This window comes from Metapseudomonas phytobenefica (assembly GCF_043392685.1).
GTDB lineage: Bacteria > Pseudomonadota > Gammaproteobacteria > Pseudomonadales > Pseudomonadaceae > Metapseudomonas.
Genome location: NZ_JBHZGM010000001.1, coordinates 400,141 through 418,932 on the forward strand (window position 1 = coordinate 400,141; position 18,792 = coordinate 418,932).

General features: G+C 65.5%; 14 protein-coding genes and 1 pseudogene. 7 read left to right on the plus strand and 8 right to left on the minus strand.

Annotated features, from left to right (window positions below):
- Positions 1-54: 54 nt before the first annotated feature.
- From ACFW0B_RS01865 to ACFW0B_RS01890, 6 genes are all read left to right on the plus strand, one after another.
- Positions 55-618, plus strand: coding sequence for a cupin domain-containing protein (locus ACFW0B_RS01865; RefSeq protein WP_449146249.1), 564 nt, complete (start codon positions 55-57; stop codon positions 616-618).
- A gap of 262 nt (positions 619-880) precedes the next feature.
- Positions 881-2,482: an ABC transporter substrate-binding protein gene (locus ACFW0B_RS01870; RefSeq protein WP_449146250.1), complete on the plus strand. Its 1,602-nt coding sequence runs from the start codon at positions 881-883 to the stop codon at positions 2,480-2,482.
- 195 nt (positions 2,483-2,677) lie between these two features.
- Entirely contained in the window at positions 2,678-3,688 is a 1,011-nt protein-coding gene (locus ACFW0B_RS01875) for an ABC transporter permease subunit (protein ID WP_449146251.1), read from the plus strand.
- A gap of 12 nt (positions 3,689-3,700) precedes the next feature.
- Positions 3,701-4,606, plus strand: coding sequence for an ABC transporter permease subunit (locus ACFW0B_RS01880; RefSeq protein ID WP_449146252.1), 906 nt, complete (start codon positions 3,701-3,703; stop codon positions 4,604-4,606).
- A gap of 141 nt (positions 4,607-4,747) precedes the next feature.
- The gene (locus ACFW0B_RS01885) at positions 4,748-5,722 is read left to right on the plus strand and encodes an ABC transporter ATP-binding protein (RefSeq protein ID WP_449146253.1); all 975 of its coding nucleotides are present in this window, start codon (positions 4,748-4,750) and stop codon (positions 5,720-5,722) included.
- Positions 5,719-6,690 (plus strand): peptide ABC transporter ATP-binding protein, encoded by a 972-nt coding sequence (locus ACFW0B_RS01890; protein ID WP_449146254.1) that lies wholly within the window; start codon positions 5,719-5,721, stop codon positions 6,688-6,690. Before ACFW0B_RS01885 ends, ACFW0B_RS01890 begins: the two co-directional genes overlap by 4 nt.
- Before the next feature lie 141 nt (positions 6,691-6,831).
- On the opposite strand, the gene ACFW0B_RS01895 is transcribed toward ACFW0B_RS01890, so the two are convergent.
- Positions 6,832-7,449 (minus strand): LysE family translocator, encoded by a 618-nt coding sequence (locus ACFW0B_RS01895; RefSeq protein WP_449146255.1) that lies wholly within the window; start codon positions 7,447-7,449, stop codon positions 6,832-6,834.
- A gap of 134 nt (positions 7,450-7,583) precedes the next feature.
- Here ACFW0B_RS01895 and ACFW0B_RS01900 point away from each other — a divergent pair, with 134 nt between their 5' ends.
- The gene (locus ACFW0B_RS01900; protein WP_449146256.1) at positions 7,584-8,066 is read left to right on the plus strand and encodes an Lrp/AsnC family transcriptional regulator; all 483 of its coding nucleotides are present in this window, start codon (positions 7,584-7,586) and stop codon (positions 8,064-8,066) included.
- Between the two features lie 143 nt (positions 8,067-8,209).
- Here the strand turns inward: ACFW0B_RS01900 and ACFW0B_RS01905 are convergent, their stop codons facing one another.
- From ACFW0B_RS01905 to ACFW0B_RS01935, 7 genes and pseudogenes are all read right to left on the minus strand, one after another.
- The gene (locus ACFW0B_RS01905; protein ID WP_449146257.1) at positions 8,210-9,130 is read right to left on the minus strand and encodes a 5-oxoprolinase subunit C family protein; all 921 of its coding nucleotides are present in this window, start codon (positions 9,128-9,130) and stop codon (positions 8,210-8,212) included.
- Complete coding sequence (gene pxpB / locus ACFW0B_RS01910) at positions 9,127-9,804, minus strand: 5-oxoprolinase subunit PxpB (protein WP_449146258.1); 678 nt, start codon at positions 9,802-9,804, stop codon at positions 9,127-9,129. Before pxpB ends, ACFW0B_RS01905 begins: the two co-directional genes overlap by 4 nt.
- The gene (locus ACFW0B_RS01915; protein ID WP_449146259.1) at positions 9,801-10,547 is read right to left on the minus strand and encodes a 5-oxoprolinase subunit PxpA; all 747 of its coding nucleotides are present in this window, start codon (positions 10,545-10,547) and stop codon (positions 9,801-9,803) included. Before ACFW0B_RS01915 ends, pxpB begins: the two co-directional genes overlap by 4 nt.
- Positions 10,548-10,741: 194 nt before the next feature.
- The gene (locus ACFW0B_RS01920; protein WP_449146300.1) at positions 10,742-13,312 is read right to left on the minus strand and encodes a PepSY domain-containing protein; all 2,571 of its coding nucleotides are present in this window, start codon (positions 13,310-13,312) and stop codon (positions 10,742-10,744) included.
- Positions 13,313-13,495: 183 nt separating this feature from the next.
- Positions 13,496-15,703, minus strand: a complete 2,208-nt coding sequence (locus ACFW0B_RS01925; protein ID WP_449146260.1) for a TonB-dependent receptor — start codon at positions 15,701-15,703, stop codon at positions 13,496-13,498.
- A gap of 243 nt (positions 15,704-15,946) precedes the next feature.
- The gene (locus ACFW0B_RS01930) at positions 15,947-17,050 is read right to left on the minus strand and encodes an alpha-hydroxy acid oxidase (protein WP_449146261.1); all 1,104 of its coding nucleotides are present in this window, start codon (positions 17,048-17,050) and stop codon (positions 15,947-15,949) included.
- A 148-nt stretch (positions 17,051-17,198) separates the two neighbouring features.
- A pseudogene (locus ACFW0B_RS01935) lies at positions 17,199-18,709 on the minus strand (TonB-dependent receptor).
- Positions 18,710-18,792 lie beyond the last annotated feature (83 nt).

Genomic DNA, 18,792 nt, shown 5'->3' on the forward strand with positions numbered 1-18,792 from the left:
TTTCTGCATTGCGCCGCCCGTTATACTGGCGTCCTCGAAACCAGAGCCATGCCAATGACCGTAGAACAGATCGGCGAACGGTTGCGCCGCTACCGCCGCGCCGCCAACAAGACCCTGAACCAGGTAGCCGCCGAATCGGGCCTCACCGCCAGTTTCCTGTCCCAGGCCGAGCGCAACCTCACCGGCGTGTCGATCTCTTCCCTGGCGAACATCGCCAAATCGCTGGGAATTCCCCTCAACGTCCTGTTCGACCAGCCCAGCCAGCACCAGCCCGATTCCCACCAGGGCCAGCGCGTGCGCTACACCATCGGTGGCCAGCCGCTGGCCTACGAGCGCCTGTCCAGCAACTTTCCCGGCAACCAGATCAACGCGGTGAAAATGAGCATGCCGGTGGGCTACCGATCCGAGCTCATTTCCCATGAAGGCGCCGAGTTCGCCTATGTGCTGTCCGGGCAGATCGTCTACACCATCGAAGGCCACGACTATCCCCTGGGCCCGGGGGACTCGGTGCATTTCGATGCAGCCAAACCGCACTATCTCGCCAACTCCGGCGAGGAAGTGGCTGAGGTACTGACCGTCACCACAATGGGCCTTTTCGACGACCACCCCGCGCCCTGAGCCGTCGGCTTTCGGAAGTAAACACCACTGAATTTAAGTTGACCTTAATTTCAGCATCACTTAAGTTCAGCCTCGGCAGGCGGAGGCGCAAGCACTCCTTTCCCCTTCGCCACCATCGCCCGCCCGGGAATACCGGCCTCCGGCCCCGGCTCGCGAATGACGGGCAACCTGCGGCCCACGAAGTCGCAGGATCAGGTGTACAAGACACCGCAGGCTTCAACACCTGATATGCCGCCCTCAGAAAAACAACAACGAGGTTCGCATGCGTCAGAAAACCGCGCTCAAATCCTTGATCGCCGCAGGTCTCATCCTTGGCTCCGGCCTCACCCACGCCGCCAGCAACCTGGTGTTCTGCTCCGAAGGCAGCCCCGCCGGCTTCGATCCGGGCCAGTACACCACCGGCACTGATTTCGATGCGACCTCGGAAACCCTGTTCAACCGCCTGGCCCAGTTCCAGCGTGGCAGCACCCAGGTCGAACCGGCCCTGGCCAGCAACTGGGACATCAGCGAAGACGGCAAGCGCTACGTGTTCCACCTGCGCCCGGGCGTGAAGTTCCACACCACCGATTACTTCAAGCCGACCCGCGACTTCAACGCCGACGACGTGGTGTTCACCTTCCAGCGCATGCTGGACAAGAACCACCCGTTCCGTAAGGCGTACCCCAGCGAATTCCCCTACTTCACCGACATGGGCCTGGACAAGAACATCGCCCGGGTGGAGAAGCTCGACGACATGACCGTGGCCTTCACCCTGAACGAGGTGGATGCCGCCTTCATCCAGAACCTGTCGATGAACTTCGCCGCGATCCAGTCTGCCGAATACGCCGACCAGCTGCTCAAGGCCGGCAAGGCCGCCGACATCAACCTGAAGCCCATTGGCACCGGCCCCTTCGTGCTCAAGCGCTACCAGAAGGACGCGCAGATCCGCTTCACCGGCAACAAGGACTACTGGAAGCCGGAAGACGTGAAGATCGACAACCTGATCTTCGCCATCAACACTGATGCCTCGGTACGCGCCCAGAAGCTCAAGGCCGGCGAGTGCCAGATCACCCTCAACCCGCGTCCCGCCGATATCGAGGCCCTGAAGAAGGACCCGAACCTGCAGGTGCCGAGCGAGCCCGGCTTCAACCTCGGCTACATCGCCTACAACGTCACCCGCGCCCCCTTCGACAAACTCGAAGTGCGCCAGGCGCTGGACATGGCGGTGAACAAAAAGGCCATCATCGACGCCGTCTACCAGGGCGCCGGCCAGCTGGCGGTGAACGGCATGCCACCGACCCAGTGGTCCTACGACGAAACCATCAAGGACCGCGAGTTCAACCCGGACAAGGCCAGGGAACTGCTCAAGGCCGCCGGCGTTGCCGAAGGCACCGAGATCACCCTCTGGGCCATGCCGGTGCAGCGCCCCTACAACCCCAACGCCAAGCTGATGGCCGAAATGCTCCAGGCCGACTGGGCCAAGGTGGGTATCAAGGCGCGCATTGTCAGCTACGAGTGGGGCGAGTACATCAAGCGCGCCCATGCCGGCGAGCACGACGCCATGCTGATCGGCTGGACCGGCGATAACGGTGACCCGGACAACTGGCTGGGCACTCTCTACGGCTGCGATTCGGTGGACGGCAACAACTTCTCCAAATGGTGCGACGCCAGCTACGACAAACTGGTGAAGGCCGCCAAGGCCACCACCGACGTCGAGAAACGCACCGAGCTGTACAAACAGGCCCAGCACGTCCTGCAACAGCAGGTGCCGATCACCCCGATCGCCCACTCCACGGTCTACCAGCCGATGCGTGCCAGCGTGAAGGATTTCCTGATCAGCCCCTTCGGACGCAACAGCTTCTACGGCGTCTCCAACGGACGCTGAGTGAGCGAGGCCGGTCAACCGGCCTCCTTCACATCCTCAAACCGACGCCCAGATCGGACGAGGCCAATCTCACCTGCCACAAAAAACGCAAGGCGACCGCCTCTCGGGGCGGTGCCTTTACCCATGCGGCCTAAACTGCTGGGAACGGTCGGTACGCTGACCGGCAAAACAAAAGATGAGGAGTGATTCGCCCAAATGTTGAGTTTCATCGCGCGCCGACTGGGGCTTCTGATCCCCACCTTCTTCGGCGTTACCTTGCTCACCTTCGCACTAATCCGCCTGATTCCCGGCGACCCGGTGGAAGTGATGATGGGTGAGCGCCGGGTAGACCCGGAAATGCACGCCCAGGCCATGGAACGCCTCGGTCTCAACAAGCCGCTGCCGGAACAGTACCTGGACTACATCGGCAAGCTGGCCCACGGCGACCTGGGCGAATCGCTGCGCACCCGCGAAGGCGTCTGGCACGAATTCCTCACCCTGTTCCCCGCCACCCTGGAACTAGCCATCGCCGCGTTGATCTTCGCCGGCACCCTCGGGGTGCTGGCGGGGGTGATCGCTGCCCTGAAGCGCGGCTCGCTATTCGACCACGGGGTGATGGGCGTTTCCCTGGCGGGATACTCCATGCCGATCTTCTGGTGGGGCCTGCTGCTGATCATGTTCTTCTCCGTGGGGCTGGGCTGGACGCCGGTGTCCGGGCGCATCGACCTGCTCTACGACATCGAGCCGAAAACCGGCTTCATGCTCATCGACACGCTGCTGTCCGAAGAAGAAGGCGCCTTCGTCGACGCCCTGCGCCACCTGATCCTGCCGGCCATCGTGCTGGGCACCATCCCGCTGGCGGTGATCGCCCGCATGACCCGCTCGGCCATGCTCGAAGTGCTGCGCGAAGACTATGTGCGCACCGCCCGCGCCAAGGGCCTGTCGCCCGCCCGCGTGGTCTTCGTCCACGGCCTGCGCAACGCGCTGATCCCGGTGCTGACCGTGTTCGGCCTGCAAGTGGGCACCCTGCTCGCCGGCGCGGTGCTGACCGAAACCATCTTCTCCTGGCCGGGCATCGGCAAATGGCTGATCGAAGCCATCGGCGCCCGTGACTATCCGGTGGTGCAGAACGGCATCCTGCTGATCGCCTGCCTGGTAATCCTGGTGAACTTCGTCGTGGACATCCTCTACGGCCTGGTGAACCCCCGCATCCGTCATCAGCGTTAAGGAGGCCTGAACATGAATGCCATGCAACCTCAGGTCGACCCTAGCGTCCTCTATCCCTCTCCCCTCAAGGAATTCTGGAAGGCCTTCGCCCACAACAAGGGTGCTGTCGGCGGCCTTGCCTTCATGATCCTGATCATCTTCTGCGCCCTTTTCGCGCCCTGGGTCGCCCCCCATGACCCGAGCGAGCAGTTCCGCGACTTCCTGCTGACCCCGCCGGTGTGGCTGGAAGGCGGCCAGGCGCAGTTCCTGCTCGGAACCGACGAACTGGGCCGCGATCTACTCTCGCGCCTGATCCACGGCGCCCGCCTGTCCCTGCTGATCGGCCTGTCTTCGGTGGTGATGTCGCTGATTCCCGGCATCCTCCTCGGCCTGGTGGCGGGTTTCTTCCCACGCCTGCTGGGCCCGTCGATCATGCGCCTGATGGACATCATGCTGGCTCTGCCGTCCCTGCTGCTGGCGGTGGCCATCGTCGCCATCCTCGGCCCGGGCCTGATCAACACCGTGATCGCCATCGCCATCGTCTCCCTGCCCTCCTACGTGCGCCTGACCCGCGCCTCGGTGATGGGCGAGCTGAACCGCGACTACGTCACCGCCTCGCGCCTGGCCGGCGCCGGCCTGCTGCGCCTGATGTTCGTCACCGTGCTGCCCAACTGCATGGCGCCGCTGATCGTCCAGGCCACCCTGAGCTTCTCCTCGGCCATCCTCGACGCCGCCGCCCTGGGCTTCCTCGGCCTCGGCGTGCAGCCGCCGACTCCCGAGTGGGGCACCATGCTGGCCTCCGCGCGCGACTACATCGAACGCGCCTGGTGGGTGGTCTCGCTGCCCGGCCTGACCATCCTGCTCAGCGTGCTGGCGATCAACCTGATGGGCGACGGCCTGCGCGATGCGCTGGACCCGAAACTCAAGAATGCAGTCTGAGGAGCCCGCCATGAGAATTTCCGTTCCGCGCCGGCTCCCCGTAGGAGCCAGCTTGCTGGCGAACCTGCAGCCTCCCTTCGCGAGCAAGCTCGCTCCTACAACGCCGCGTTCAAGCATTGCGCATCGCCCGGAGACCGCCGCATGAGCCTCCTCGAGATCAACAACCTCAGCGTGCGCTTCGGCGACGCCAACGCCGTCCCGGTGGTGGATGGCCTCGACATTTCGGTGAACAAGGGCGAAGTACTGGCCATCGTCGGTGAGTCTGGCTCCGGCAAGTCGGTGACCATGATGGCGCTGATGGGCCTGATCGACGCTCCCGGCCGCATCACCGCCGACAGCCTGCGCTTCGACGGCCACGACATGCTCAAGCTCAAGGGCAAGCAGCGTCGGCACATCGTCGGCAAGGACCTGGCGATGGTCTTCCAGGACCCGATGACCGCGCTCAACCCCAGCTACACCGTGGGCTTCCAGATCGAGGAAGTGCTGCGCCAGCACCTCGGCCTGAAGGGCAAGGCTGCCCGCCAGCGCGCCCTTGAGCTGCTGGAACGGGTGGAAATCCCCGGTGCCGCCAGCCGTCTCGATGCCTATCCGCACCAGTTGTCCGGGGGCATGAGCCAGCGCGTGGCTATCGCCATGGCCATCGCCGCCGAGCCCAAGCTGCTGATCGCCGACGAACCCACCACCGCCCTGGACGTGACCATACAGGCGCAGATCATGGACCTGCTGCTGGACCTGCAGCGCGACCAGGGCATGGCCCTGGTGCTGATCACCCATGACCTGGCCGTGGTCGCCGAAACCGCCGACCGCGTGTGCGTGATGTACGCCGGCCAGGCCGTGGAAATCGGCGAAGTACCGCGCCTGTTCGACGCGCCCACCCATCCCTATACCGAAGCCCTGCTCAAGGCGATTCCCGAGCACAGCCTGGGCGCCCGTCGCCTGTCGACGCTGCCCGGCATCGTGCCCGGCCGCTACGACCGCCCCCACGGCTGCCTGCTGTCGCCGCGCTGCCCCTACGGGCAGTCCAACTGCGTGGCCCGGCGCCCGACACTGGACCCGCACGCCCATGGCGCCGTGCGCTGCTTCTACCCCCTTAACCTGATCGAGGTGGCGCGATGAGTGCCGTATTGACCGCCCGCGACCTGCACCGCCACTACGAAGTCTCCCGTGGCCTGTTCAAGCCCCACGCCCTGGTACGCGCCCTCAATGGCGTGTCCTTCGAACTGGCAGCCGGCCGCACCCTCGCCGTGGTCGGCGAGTCCGGCTGCGGCAAGTCCACCCTCGCCCGCGCCCTGACCCTGATCGAGGAACCCTCCTCCGGCTCCCTGCAGATCGCCGGCCGCGAAGTGGCGGGCGCCAGCAAGGAAGACCGCAAGCAACTGCGCCGTGACGTGCAGATGGTGTTCCAGAACCCCTACGCCTCGCTCAATCCGCGGCAGAAGGTGGGCGACCAGCTGGCCGAACCGCTGCTGATCAACACCGGCCTGTCCCGTGCCGAGCGCCGCGAACAGGTGCAGGCGATGATGCAGCAGGTGGGCCTGCGCCCCGAGCATTACCAGCGTTATCCGCACATGTTCTCCGGCGGCCAGCGCCAGCGCATCGCCCTGGCCCGCGCCATGATGCTCAACCCCAAGGTACTGGTGGCGGATGAGCCCACCTCGGCCCTCGACGTGTCGATCCAGGCCCAGGTGCTCAACCTCTTCATGGACCTGCAGGAGCGCTACAACACCGGCTACGTGTTCATCTCCCACAACCTGGCCGTGGTGCGCCACGTGTCCAACGATGTGCTGGTGATGTACCTCGGCCGCCCGGTGGAAATGGGCCCCAGCGAACTGATCTACGAGCGTCCGCTGCATCCCTATACCAAGGCCCTGCTCTCGGCCACGCCGGCCATCCACCCGGACCCGGCCAAGCCGAAGATCAAGATCGCCGGCGAACTGCCCAATCCCCTCGACCCGCCGCCCGGTTGCGCCTTCCATAAGCGCTGCCCCTACGCCACCGAGCGCTGCAGGGTGGAAGTACCGGAACTGCGCCTGCTCGACGCCCGCCAAGTGGCCTGCCACAACGTGGAAACCATCAACGGCTGAAACTCGACAGGGAACGACCCGCTTCATTGTGGAGCGAATTCATTCGCTGAGGGGCGCGCAGCGGCCCCATTCCGCATTGCCGGGCAGGCCGTTGGCCTGCTTCGCGAATGAATTCGCCCCCACAAGGAAAAGCACCCGGGATCACAGCTCCCGCAACACCGCCAGCCTCACCCCGAACCCCACCAGCACCCCACCGAACAGCCACTGCTGCACCCGCTGCACCAGCGGCCGGCGTCCCAGCCAGTGACCCAGCCCTTGTCCCGTCAGCGCATAGAGCGAATCGAAGGCCAGCCCCACCGCGACCAGAACGGCCCCCAGCAGGGCGAACTGCAACCCCAGAGGGACGGTGTCCGGGCTGACGAATTGCGGCAGCAGCACGGAGCAGAACACCAGCGCCTTGGGGTTCAGCAGGTTGGTCAGCAGGCCACGGCGCAAGGCCTGCCCGTAGGCCCTCGAAAGCTGGCGCCCGGCATCCATCCGCAATGCCGACGCCTCTGCCTGGAACAGCTTCAGGCCCAGCCAGAGCAGGTAAGCGGCACCCGCCAGGCGAACGACATCGAAGGTCCAGGGCGCGGTCTTGAACAGTACCGCCAGGCCGAGACCGGCCAGCGCCACGTGGCAGCCACGCGCCAGCGCCAGCCCGAGCGCGGTTGCCAGGGCCATGGCGCGCCCCTGGCGGGCGCCGGTTTGCAGCAGGAGGATCATGTCGGGTCCGGGCAGCAGGTAGACCACCGCCAGGGCGATCAGGAAAGCGCTCATGTCGTCCGCTCCGAAGCAGCCTGTGGAGCGAAGATTCTAGGGCCGAAGGTCAGGGCAGGTGCTTGCGTATTTTACTGACCCTGCCATGATAAATGGCATTTTATGCCAATCATACACAGATAAACTGATTAATCATGCCAAAACTTAAACTCGACTCCCTGGACTATCGAATCCTCGGGGCCCTGCAGCGTGATGGCCGCCTGACCAATGTGCAGCTGGCCAACGAGATCGGCCTCTCAGCCTCCCCCTGCCTGCGCCGGGTGCGGCTGCTGGAAGAAGCCGGGGTGATTCGCGGCTATCACGCCAGCCTGGACCGTGACCAGGTCGGGCTGGGCCTGACGGTATTCGTGGGGATCAAGGTGGAGCGCCATCACCAGGAACAGGCCGACGCTTTCCGCGAAGCGGTGATCAGCCTGCCGGAAGTGATCTCCGCGCATCTGGTCTCAGGCGAAGCGGATTTCCTGCTGCAAGTGGTGGTACCGGACCTGCGCGCCTACGAGCACTTCCTCACTGGCACCCTGCTCAAGCTCCCCGGCGTCAGCGATATCCGCAGCAGCTTCGCCATCCAGACGGTGAAGGCAGCCTCGCCGCTACCGCTGAACCACCTGCCGAAATAGTCCCCTGCACGCTCGGACTACTTTTCTGTGGGGGCGAATTCATTCGCTAAGGGTTGCGCAGCAACCCCCTTTGGCTATCGAAGGGCAGTCCTGCGGACTGCTTCGCGAATGAATTCGCCCCCACAAGCACGGCACAAGAAAACCTACCGCCCGAAGAAGCTATAGAACTCCCGCAGCTCGGCCTGTGCGTCCTCCAGGCTCATGACGATGAAGCGCAGAATCTGGTTCGCCGGGCATTGCGCCAGGCGCCCGAGATCCAGCGGATGGACCCAGCCGAGGATGGGGTAGCCGCCCATGGTCTGGCGGTCGGCCATGAGGATGATCGGCTGGCCGTCCGGCGGCACCTGGATGGCGCCGCTGACTACGCCCTGCGACCACTGGAGTTGCGGCGCGACCAGGGGATCGCCCGCCAGCCGCGCGCCCATGCGGTCGGATTGCGGGCTGAGCTGCCAGGGCCTCTCGAAGAAGGCCCGCGCCTGCTCCTCGTCGAAGCTGGCCGCATCGCCGCCGAGTATCACCCGCAGCAATTGCGCCGCCTTGTAATCCGGCTGCCAGGGCCAGGGCACGCTGGCGCCCCAGGGAAATTCGCCGTCACCACCGGCGAGCAAGTCACCCTCGGCCAAGCGCGTCCCCTCGCCATCCAGCCCGCCCAGGCCTTCGCGCAACTGACAGGCGACGCTGCCCAGCACGGGCTCGGCGCGAATCCCGCCGACCAGCGCCAGGTAGCCGCGTTGTCCGCTGCGGGCGAAGCCGATCTGCAAGCGTTGCCCGGCCTCAAGACGAAAGCGCGACCAGTTGAGGCGCAGTTCGCCATCCACGCTCAGCGGCATATCGGCACCGGTGAACGCTACCCAGAGCGCTTCCTCGGCCTCCAGCTCCACGCCGCCCAGGGCGATTTCCAGCACTGCGCAATGGCGCGGATTGCCCAGCAAGCGGTTGGCCCAGGCCGCCGCCTGCGGGTCCATGGGACCGGCCGGCGACACGCCCAGGTGCTGCCAGCCGAAACGGCCAGCGTCCTGCAGCAGGCTCAGCGGGCCGGGCTTGATCACCCGCAGGCCGCTCATGCCTCGCCGCCCTCGGCGCGGTAGCGGGCTTCGTCGATGGCGAAGAATCGCACGCGGTCGCCCAGCTCCAGCGGACAGGGTGGCTCACGGCGGGCGTCGAAGAGTCGCCAGGGGCACAGCCCGAGCAGGTGCCAGCCCCCCGGGGAGGCCTGTGGATAAATGGCCGTCTGCCGTTCGGCAATGGCCAGGCTGCCCGCCGGCACACGGATGCGCGGGCGGCTGCGTCGTGGCAGGGCCAGACGCGGGTCAAGACCGCCCAGGTAGGCGAAACCGGGGGAAAAGCCGATGGCACCGACCCGGTATTCGGCACTGCTGTGGATGTCCACCAGCTCAGCGACCGACAGGCTGCAGGACTCGGCCACCCAGGCGAGGTCCTCGCCGCAGTACCAGATGGGAATCTCATGCAGACGGCCGGCCCTCGCTGCAGCCCCCTCCGCCAACCAGGCTTCCAGCATGGGCTCGATGTGCCGCACCAGGGCTTGATGGTCGGTGCGGGTGATGTCGTAGTGCAGCAGCAAGGTGGTCCAGCCGGGCACCAGGTCGAGCAGCAGGTGGCCCAGATGCTGGCGCAGGGTCGCGGCCAGCACGGCGATGCGTTCCGGCAAGCGGGCGTCCGGCTCATCGGCCAGAACCAGCAGCAGGGCTTCAGCGCCAGCGGGCTCGAGGCGGATCATAAGGCGTCCAGCTTGCCTCGCAGACGACGCAGCACGGCCAGGGATTCCGGGTTGTCGCCATGCACGCAGAGGCTGTCGGCGGTAAGCCGCAGCGGCTTGCCGTCGATGTCCGGGAAGGGCTCGCCGGCGGCAATGGACAGGGCCTGGTCGAGGATGCGCTCGGGGTCGTGGTGCACGGCACCGGCCAGGCGCCGGGGTGCCAGCTGGCCGTCGGACAGGTAGGCGCGATCGGCGAAGGCCTCGAACATCAGCGGCACATCGGCCGCGTCGGCCAGTTGCAGCTCACGGCTGTTGTCGGCCAGCGCCAGCACCATCAACGGCAGCCCCTTGCGGTAACTGCCGCAGGCATCGAGCACCGCGGCGAGCAGGGCATCATCGCGCACCAGGTCGTTGTACAGGGCGCCGTGGGGTTTGACGTAGGCCACCTGGGTGCCGACGACGCGGCAGAAGGCTTCCAGCGCGCCGATCTGATAGAGCACCAGGGCGCGAACCTCGTCCGGCGAGCAGGCCATGTGGCGCCTGCCGAAACCGGCAAGGTCCGGATACGCCGGATGGGCACCGATGCGCACGCCGTGGCGCAGCGCCAGTTCGACAGTGCGTTGCATGGTCAGGGGATCGGCGGCATGGAAACCGCAGGCGAGGTTCGCCTGGTCCACCAGCGGCATGGCGTGTTCGTCGTTGCCCATGCGCCAGGCGCCGAAGCTTTCCCCCATGTCGCAGTTCAGCAGGATTCGTCTGTTCATGAAGCGGATTATGGCTAAAAGCCGGCGCTCTGGCTGGGAACAATTCATTCGCCGTGAAAAGCGCCCTCTCCCTTCTGGGAGAGGGTGCTGCGGGCGAATCACCAGACCTTTCGCCTGCGCAAAAAAACCGCCCCGCGCTGGGCGGGGCGAAGGTTCCCCAGGAGCAGGGATCACTCGGTCAGGCGCTGACGCCGTCAGTACACGTCGCGGCGGTAGCGGCCATCGTCATTCAGTTGCTGCAGCGCTGCATCGCCCAGAATCTCGCGCAGGGCGAGGTCGACGCCTTCGGCCATGCCCTGCAGGCTGCCGCAGACGTAGATCACCGCGCCCTCGGCCAGCCAGGCGCGCAGCTCGTCGGCGGCCTCGCGCAGACGGTCCTGCACATAGACCTTCTCGGCCTGGTCGCGGGAGAAAGCCAGGTCCAGGCGCTGCAGTTCGCCCCGGGCCAGCCAGCCCTGCAGCTCATCGCGGCAATAGAAGTCATGGGCCTGGTTGCGCTCGCCGAACAGCAGCCAGTTGCGGTTGCGGCCAGCGGCGATGGCGGCCCTGAGCAGGCTGCGCAAACCGGCAAGTCCAGTGCCGTTGCCAATGAAGATCAGCGGGCGGTCTTCCTCGATCAGATGGAAACGACTGTTGCGGCGCAGACGCAGGGGCACGGCGGCACCGACCGACAGGTAATGGGTCAGCCAGCCGGAAGCGATGCCCAGGGTGCCGTCGGCATGCTGTTCCTGGCGCACGATCAGCTCCAGCGCGCCGTCGCTGGCCAGGGAAGCGATGGAGTACTGGCGCACCGACAGGCCGATCAGTGCCTGCACCAGCGCTTGCGGCTGCAGGCCAACCAGATGCTCGAACGAACTCGGCAGCAGGCGCCCCGCCAGCGCCTGGCGCAGCGGCTGGCGCTGGCCGTCCAGTTCGACCTGGGCATTGCCGTCTAAGTGGTGCCTGGCCAGCCACGCGTCGACGACCGGCTCGGCCTGGCTCGGCAGGATTTCCACCAGATCGCCAGCCTGCCAGTCCAGCTGGCTGCCGGCCGGGGCGCGCAGGCGCAGGAGCCAGGTGGATTCGCCCTGGCTGCCCGGGTTGAGGTGCTCGCGGCCCTCCAGCGTCCAGCTCTCGAAAGCCGGGCCGTTCCAGGGGGTCAGCATGGCGCCGCCGGAAATCTGCGCCAGTTGCTGCTGCCATTGCTGCAGGGCGCCGCGGTCGCCATTGTCCACTTCCACCGGATCGAACAGCTGGCTCGCGCCCTGCCCTTTCAACCAGCTCTGCAGGCGGCGGCCGAAACCGCAGAAATGCTCGTATTGACGATCACCCAGGGCGAGTACGGCAAAGCGCAGGCCGGCGAGCTGGGAAGCCTGTCCCAGCACCTTGCGCTCGAAGCCGCGGGCGTTATCCGGCGCCTCGCCGTCGCCGAAGGTGCTGACCACGAAGAGTGCGTTGCGGGCTTTGGCCAGGGTGCCGCCATCCAGCGAGGCCAGGGGTTCGACGCGCACCGGCAGGCCGGCGGCCTGGAGCTGGCCGGCGCTCTGCCAGGCCAGTTGCTCGGCCAGGCCGCTCTGGCTGGCGAAGCCGATCAGCCAGGAACCCTCGCCGCTGCTCTCGGCCAGGCCGCCACGGGCGGCCCGGGCCGCGCGCTTCTTGCGCCGACGGTCGAGGTAGAGCAGCCAGCCGGTAATGAAGAACAGCGGCATGGCCAGGCTCGCCAGCATCACCAGGATGCGCCCCGCCAGGCCGAAGTACTCGCCCACGTGCAGCGCATAGATGCTGGCCAGCAGTTGCGCCTTGAAGCTCTTGTCGGTGTAGAGGCTGCTGCGGGCGACCTTGCCGGTGGCCGGATCGAGGACGATCTGGTTCAGCGCGCGCGGGTGCGCGGCGTCTTCCAGCAGGTAGAACACCTGGGCCGGCTGGCCACCCACCGGGGGCAGACGCAGGTTGTAGGCACTCAGGGTCGGCCCGGCGGTTTCGCGGATGCTCTTCCAGACGGCGTCGTAGTCCACCACCAGCGGCGGACCGGAAGGCGCCTGCATGCCAGGGCGGCCACGGCCCTCACCGCGGCCTTCGCCACGGCGCTCGCCCGGCTTGCCCTGCTGGCCGGCGGGGGCGTCGGAGAGCAGGCGGTTGAGGCCTTCGCGGTACCACTCGTAGGACCAGAACAGGCCGGTGAGCGCGGCCAGGAGATAGAACAGCAGGCACCAGGTGCCGGCGACGGCATGCAGGTCCCAGTTGAAGCTGCGGCCCTTGCGTGACCAGTCGAGGGTCAGCCAGGCACGCCAGCTGCCGGCCTTGCGCGGCCAGCGCAGATACAGGCCGGAGAGGCAGAAGAAGATCAGGATCAGGGTACAGGCGGCGGTGATCTGCTTGCCGAACTCGCCCATGGCGAGAAAGCGGTGCAGTTGCAGCATCAGGCCGAAGAACTTCTGGCCCACCGGATCGCCCAGCAGTTCGCCGGTGTAGGGGTCGAAGTAGCGCATCGGGCCGCGGCGCTCGCCCGGCGGCGGCGTGAAGAAGACACGGGCAGCCTGGTCGCCGCTGGTTCCGACCCAGAGGCCGGACACCTTCTTGCCTTCCGCCGCTTCGATCTTGCTCACCAGCTCGGCAGGCGGCAGCACACCGCTGTCCTGCACCCGGACCGTCAGGGTCTCGGGGTTGAGCAGGCGGAGGATTTCCTCCTGGAAGCTGTAGGCGGCCCCGGTGATGCCCATCAGGGCGAGTACCAGCCCGGCACTGATTCCGAACAGCCAGTGCAGCTGGAACAGGGTCTTCTTCAACACGTGTTATCCCTCGGATACGCGCCTGGCGACGCGTCGAATCGCAGTTTCCCGGTCGGCCCAATGCCTGACCGGGAAGCGATTTTATTTGAGAACGGGATGCATTAAACCAGGAATCGAAGCTTTTACTTTTTATTTACAGCCGCGCGGGCCCTGCTCCAGTCAGGGCCCGCGTCCCGATCGTCAGAACGAGTAGCTGGCGGTCAGGATCGCCGAACGGGCATCGCCGTATTCGATGGCGGAAGAACGCGCGTCGGTGCCGGTCTGCTGACGCACACGCTCCACGTAGTCCTTGTCGAACAGGTTGTTCACGTTCAGCTGCAGGTCCAGGTTCTTGCTGACCTTGTAGCCGACCATGGCGTTGTGCAGCCAGTAGGCATCCAGCTTGGCGGTAGTGCTGGAGCTCACGTTACGCTCGCTCACGTAGCGTGCGCCGTAGCCCAGGGTCCAGCCTTCCGGCAGCTCGTAGGTGGTCCACAGGTTGAAGGAGCGCGGCGGAGTGTTGCCCAGCGCCTGGCCTTCGCGAGCGATACCAGCGGCTGTGTCGGCGGCCTTGAGGGTCTCGCTCGACTGGAAGGTGTAGTTGGCGAACACATCCCACTGCTCGGTGATGTGGCCGGTCAGGCCCAGTTCCACACCCTCGACACGCTGCTTGCCGGCCAGTTGGGTCGAACCATCGGCCATGGTTTCACGTGCATTGGTCTTCTCCACGCGGAACAGCGCGCCGTCCACTTCCAGGCGGCCATCCAGCAGCTCCCACTTGGTGCCCAGTTCCCAGGTCTCGTTCTTTTCCGGATCCAGGTTCTCGGTGTTCGCGTTCAGGCCGCCACCGTTGGCGGCGATGCCTTCGGCGGTGGGGTTGAAGGAGTTGCCCCAGGCCACATAGAAGCGACCGTTTTCCACCGGCTTGTAGACCAGGCCGGCGCGGCTGCTGAGCTTCTCGTCCTTGGAGGTGAAGTCACCGGTCTGCTGGTGGGTCGCATTGAAGGTATCGCTGTGGCCCTTGAACCAGTCGTAGCGCAGGCCGACGTTGAAGTCCCACTGCTCGTTCAGGGCGATGGTGTCGAAGACATACAGCGCCTTGTCGTCCAGCTGGTTCTCGGTGTAGCCGGTGATGGTCTTGTTGACCGGGCCATCCCAGTGGCCGGGCGGGTTCGACAGGTCGAAGCCATCCGCCGGGTACAACGCATTGCCCAGGCCGTGGTTGTAGCTCTTGAGGTCGAAGTCCTCGCGGGAAATCTCGGCGCCGGTGACCAGCTCATGGCCCAGGCCGAAGGTGTCGAAGCTGGCGCGCAGGTTGGTCTGGTTGATCCACATCTCGGTGGTGGTATCGCGGCCGGAAGCCTGCGGGCCGGCGGGGCGGTAGCGACCCGGCGGGACACCCTGGATGTTCACATGAGAGGCCGAAACGATGGTGTTGCGGTCGATGCGGCTGTAACGGGTCAGGTTCTGCAGGCGCAGGTTGTCGTTGAAATCGTGCTCGAGGTTCGCGGTGAAGGCGTTCTGCTCGATTTCGTCCTTGTCCAGGTTATCCCAGCCGAAGTAGTCCTCGCGGCTGACACCGCCGAGCTTCTTGCCATCGCGGGCCGGCACGCCGTAGTCCGGCAGGTTGTCGTCGGTCTGGTGGAAGGCGCTCAGGGTCAGGCGGGTGGAGTCGTTGAAGCCCAGGCGCAGGGAGGGCGCGACACCCCAGCGCTCGCGGTCGATCTCGTCGCGGCCGGGCACGTCGTTCTCGTGGGCCATCAGGTTTATACGGAAGGCGCTATTGCTGCCCACGCCTTCCAGCGGCTGGTTCGCATCCAGGGTCAGGCGATGGTAGTTGTCGGTGCCGAGGCCGCCACCCAGCGTGGTGAAGGCGCGGTCCATGGGCTGCTTGCTGATGATGTTGATGCTGCCACCGGTGGTGCCGGCGCCGCCGAACACCGAGTTCGGGCCCTTGATGACCTCGACCTGCTCGATGTTGAAGGTGTCGGTACGGCTGGTCTGGGCGCTGTCGCGCAGGCCGTCGATCTGGATGTTGTTGTTCGCGGAGAAGCCGCGGATGTTGATGCTGTCGCCGGAGCCACCGCCACCCTCACCGGCGTTGAAGGTAATGCCGGATACGTTGGACAGCACCTGGCGCAGGCTCAGGGCCTGCTGCTCCTGGATCACTTCCTTGGGCACCACGGTGATGGTCTGCGGGGTGTCCAGCAGCGGGGCGGTGTATTTCGCCGAGGAGGATTGATCGACCTTATAGGTCTTCTTTACCGCCTTGCCATCGACATTCACGCTGTCCAGTTCAATGGCCTGGCCTTGCTCGGCGGCAATCGCCAGACCGGCGGTCGAGAGGGTGGCAATGCCAACGGCGGATGCCAGAAGCGCACGCGGCGGCAGATTGTTCTTTTGGTTCATAAGAATCACTCCCCAGTGAATTTGAGGCGCGATTCTATTTGCGAATGTTTATCAGTAAATAAAAACCTACGAAATTTACCCAATCTTTACATTTCTCCGGATCAGGCCGGATTCACTGGATCAGCCAGAGCTGCGAGATAGATCTCGATTCAGGCGCTATTTTCGGCAATAGAGACGGAAAATCGGAGAAACCAAGCTGCCGCCGCACTGCCTGTCGTCCACCGTGAGGCCAGGTGAGACGCTTCAGCGCCAGAGGGACGAGGCGTCGATGTCGGCCAGTCTGGCGCAGCCGGTAAGCGCCATGGCCACCTCCAGCTCAGTGCGCAGCAGATGAAGCACATGGGCCACACCGGCAGCACCAGCGGTAGCCAGCCCATGAACATAGGGCCGCCCGATCATCACGGCGCTGGCCCCCAGCGCGAGGGCCTTGAGCACATCGGTGCCCCGGCGAATGCCGCCATCCAACAGGATCGGCACCCTGCCCTGCACCACGCTGGCGATGGCCGGAAGCACATCCAGGGTCGCCGGCATGCTGTCCAGGGTGCGCCCGCCGTGATTGGACACCACCAGGCCCGCCACGCCCTGCTCCACGGCCCTTGCCGCGTCCAGGGGGTTCATCACGCCCTTGACCAGCACCGGCAGGTGCGTGAGCGATTGCAGCCACTCCAGATCCTTCCAGGTGGGAGCATGCTCCAGCAGCGGGCTGCCGAAGAGCGGGCTGGCGCCCGGCTGCGCGACGCTGGGCGGCAGGCTGCGCATGCCCTTGAGGTTGACCGCCTCGACGCCCTCCGGCAGGGCGAAGGCCGCGCGCTGTTCGCGGTTGCGCATGCCGCTGACCGGCGCATCCACCGTCACCATCAGGGCGCGATAGCCGGCGGTTTCGGCACGCCGCACCAGCTCGCGGGTGAAGTCGCGGTCCGGCTGGATATAAAGCTGGAACCAGAGCGGCGCATGCGCCGCCTGGGCGATGTCTTCCAGGCTCACGCTGGCCTGGGTGCTGACCACCATGGCCGCGCCCATCGCCGAAGCGCCCAGGACGCTGGCCAGTTCGCCGTCCGGATGGGCCAGCTTCTGGAAAGCCACGGGGGCGAGGAGGATCGGGTAGTCGAGGTCGAGCCCGCAGAGCCGGAGTCGCGAATGGCCGCCCTGCAGGTTCTCCAGCACCCGGTTGAGCAGACGCATGCGCCGGAAGGCAGCAAGGTTCTCCGCCAGGGTCAGCTCATCGGCCGCACCACCGTTGAGGTAGGCCCAGGCCGAAGGCGTCATGCGCTCACGGGCGAAGGCTTCGTAATCGGCAACGGCGACGATTTCGGCGGGTATCTGCGAGAGCTTGGGAAGAGATGTCATGGCGTAGGTTGCCCTCCACGGCGGTGCCCGCCGACAGAGCCGACTGACAAGCGTTCGCCAATAAAAGTGGCGCTCATCTTACTGGGGCGGAACAGCCCGGAGAAACTAGGCCTTGTGCCGCACCGGGTAGCGCGGCACAAGGCAAGACTCAGAACGACAGCGTCGCGGAGAACACGGCTGAGCGGGCATCACCGTACTCGACGGCCGAGGAACGTGCCGCGTTACCCAGCGTGGTACGCACACGCTCCACATAGTCCTTGTCGAACAGGTTGTTGAGGTTCAGCTGCAAGTCCAGATTCTCGCTGGCCTTGTAGCCCAGCATGGCGTTGTGCAGCCAATACCCATCCAGCTTGATCCGGTCGTCCGACGAGGTGAGGTTGCGCTCGCTGACATGATGCGTGCCATAACCGACACGGACATTGCCCGGCAGGTCATAGGTGGTCCACAGGTTGAAGGAGCGTGGCGGCGTGTTGGCCAAGGCCTGTCCCACGGTTGCAAGGCCCTTCGGGGTATTGGCGTCCTTGCGGGTTTCACTGTCGAGGTAGGTGAAGTTGGCAAACAGGCTCCACTCGTCGGTGAGCTTGCCGCTGGCCGACAGTTCGAAGCCCTGTACGCGGCGGTCGCCGGCCAGGGCCGTGGAGCCGTCGGCCATGGTTACCCGCGCATTCGCCTTCTCCACCTGGAAGATGGCGGCATCCAGTTCCAGGCGACTGTCCATCAGCTCCCACTTGGTGCCCAACTCCCAGGTTTCGTTCTTTTCCGGGCCGAGCTTCTGGGTCGCTTCGCTGAGGCCTGCACCGGAAGTGGCGAGGTTCTCCGCCGACGGGTTGAAGGAGTTGCCCCAGGCGACATAGATGCGGCCATTGGCCAACGGCTTGAACACCAGCCCGGCGCGGCTGCTCAGGCGCTCATCGCTGGAGCTCAGGCCAAGGGCCAGGGACGGCGCCAGCCCCCAGCGCTGGCGCTCGATCCCTTTGCGCTCGGGCACGTCGTTCTCGTGGGCCATCAGGTTGAGGCGGAACGCGCTGCCGTTGCCGATGCCGTCCAGCGGCTGGTTGGTGTCCAGGGTAAGGCGGCGGTAGCTATCGGTCCCCAGGCCCGCGCCGATGCGGGTGAAGGTTTCACCCATCGGTTGCTTGGTGATCTGGTTGACCGTGCCGCCGGTGGTACCCATGCCACCGAATACCGAGTGGGCCCCTTGATCACCTCCACCTGCTCGATGTTGAAGGTGTCGGTGCGGTTGTTCTGCGCACTGTCGCGCAGGCCGTCGATCTGCATGCTGGAACTGGCCGAGAAGCCGCGGATGTTGATGCTGTCGCCGGAACCCCCGCCGCCCTCGCCGGCGTTGAAGGTGATGCCGGAGACGTTGGACAGAACTTCGCGCAGGCTCAGGGCCTTCTGGTCCTGGATCACCTCCTTCGGGACCACGGTGATGGTCTGTGGGGTGTCCAGCAACGGTACCGCGTACTTGACCGAAGCGGAACGCTCGACCTTGTACGCTTTGTCGCGCTTGCCATCGACAGTCACGCTGTCGAGCTGCATGGCCTTGTCCTGCGCTTCGGCCATGGCTTGACTGCCCTGACTGGTGAGGGCGATGCCGACTGCGGCGGCCAGCAGGTTGCGCGACGAAAGCTTGAGTGGTGCGGTTTGGTGCTCCATGAGAGGTCTCCCCAGTTGAATGGAGAGCGACTCTATTTAGGAACGATTATCACTAATAATGGGTCTACGGAGGTTCGGAAACG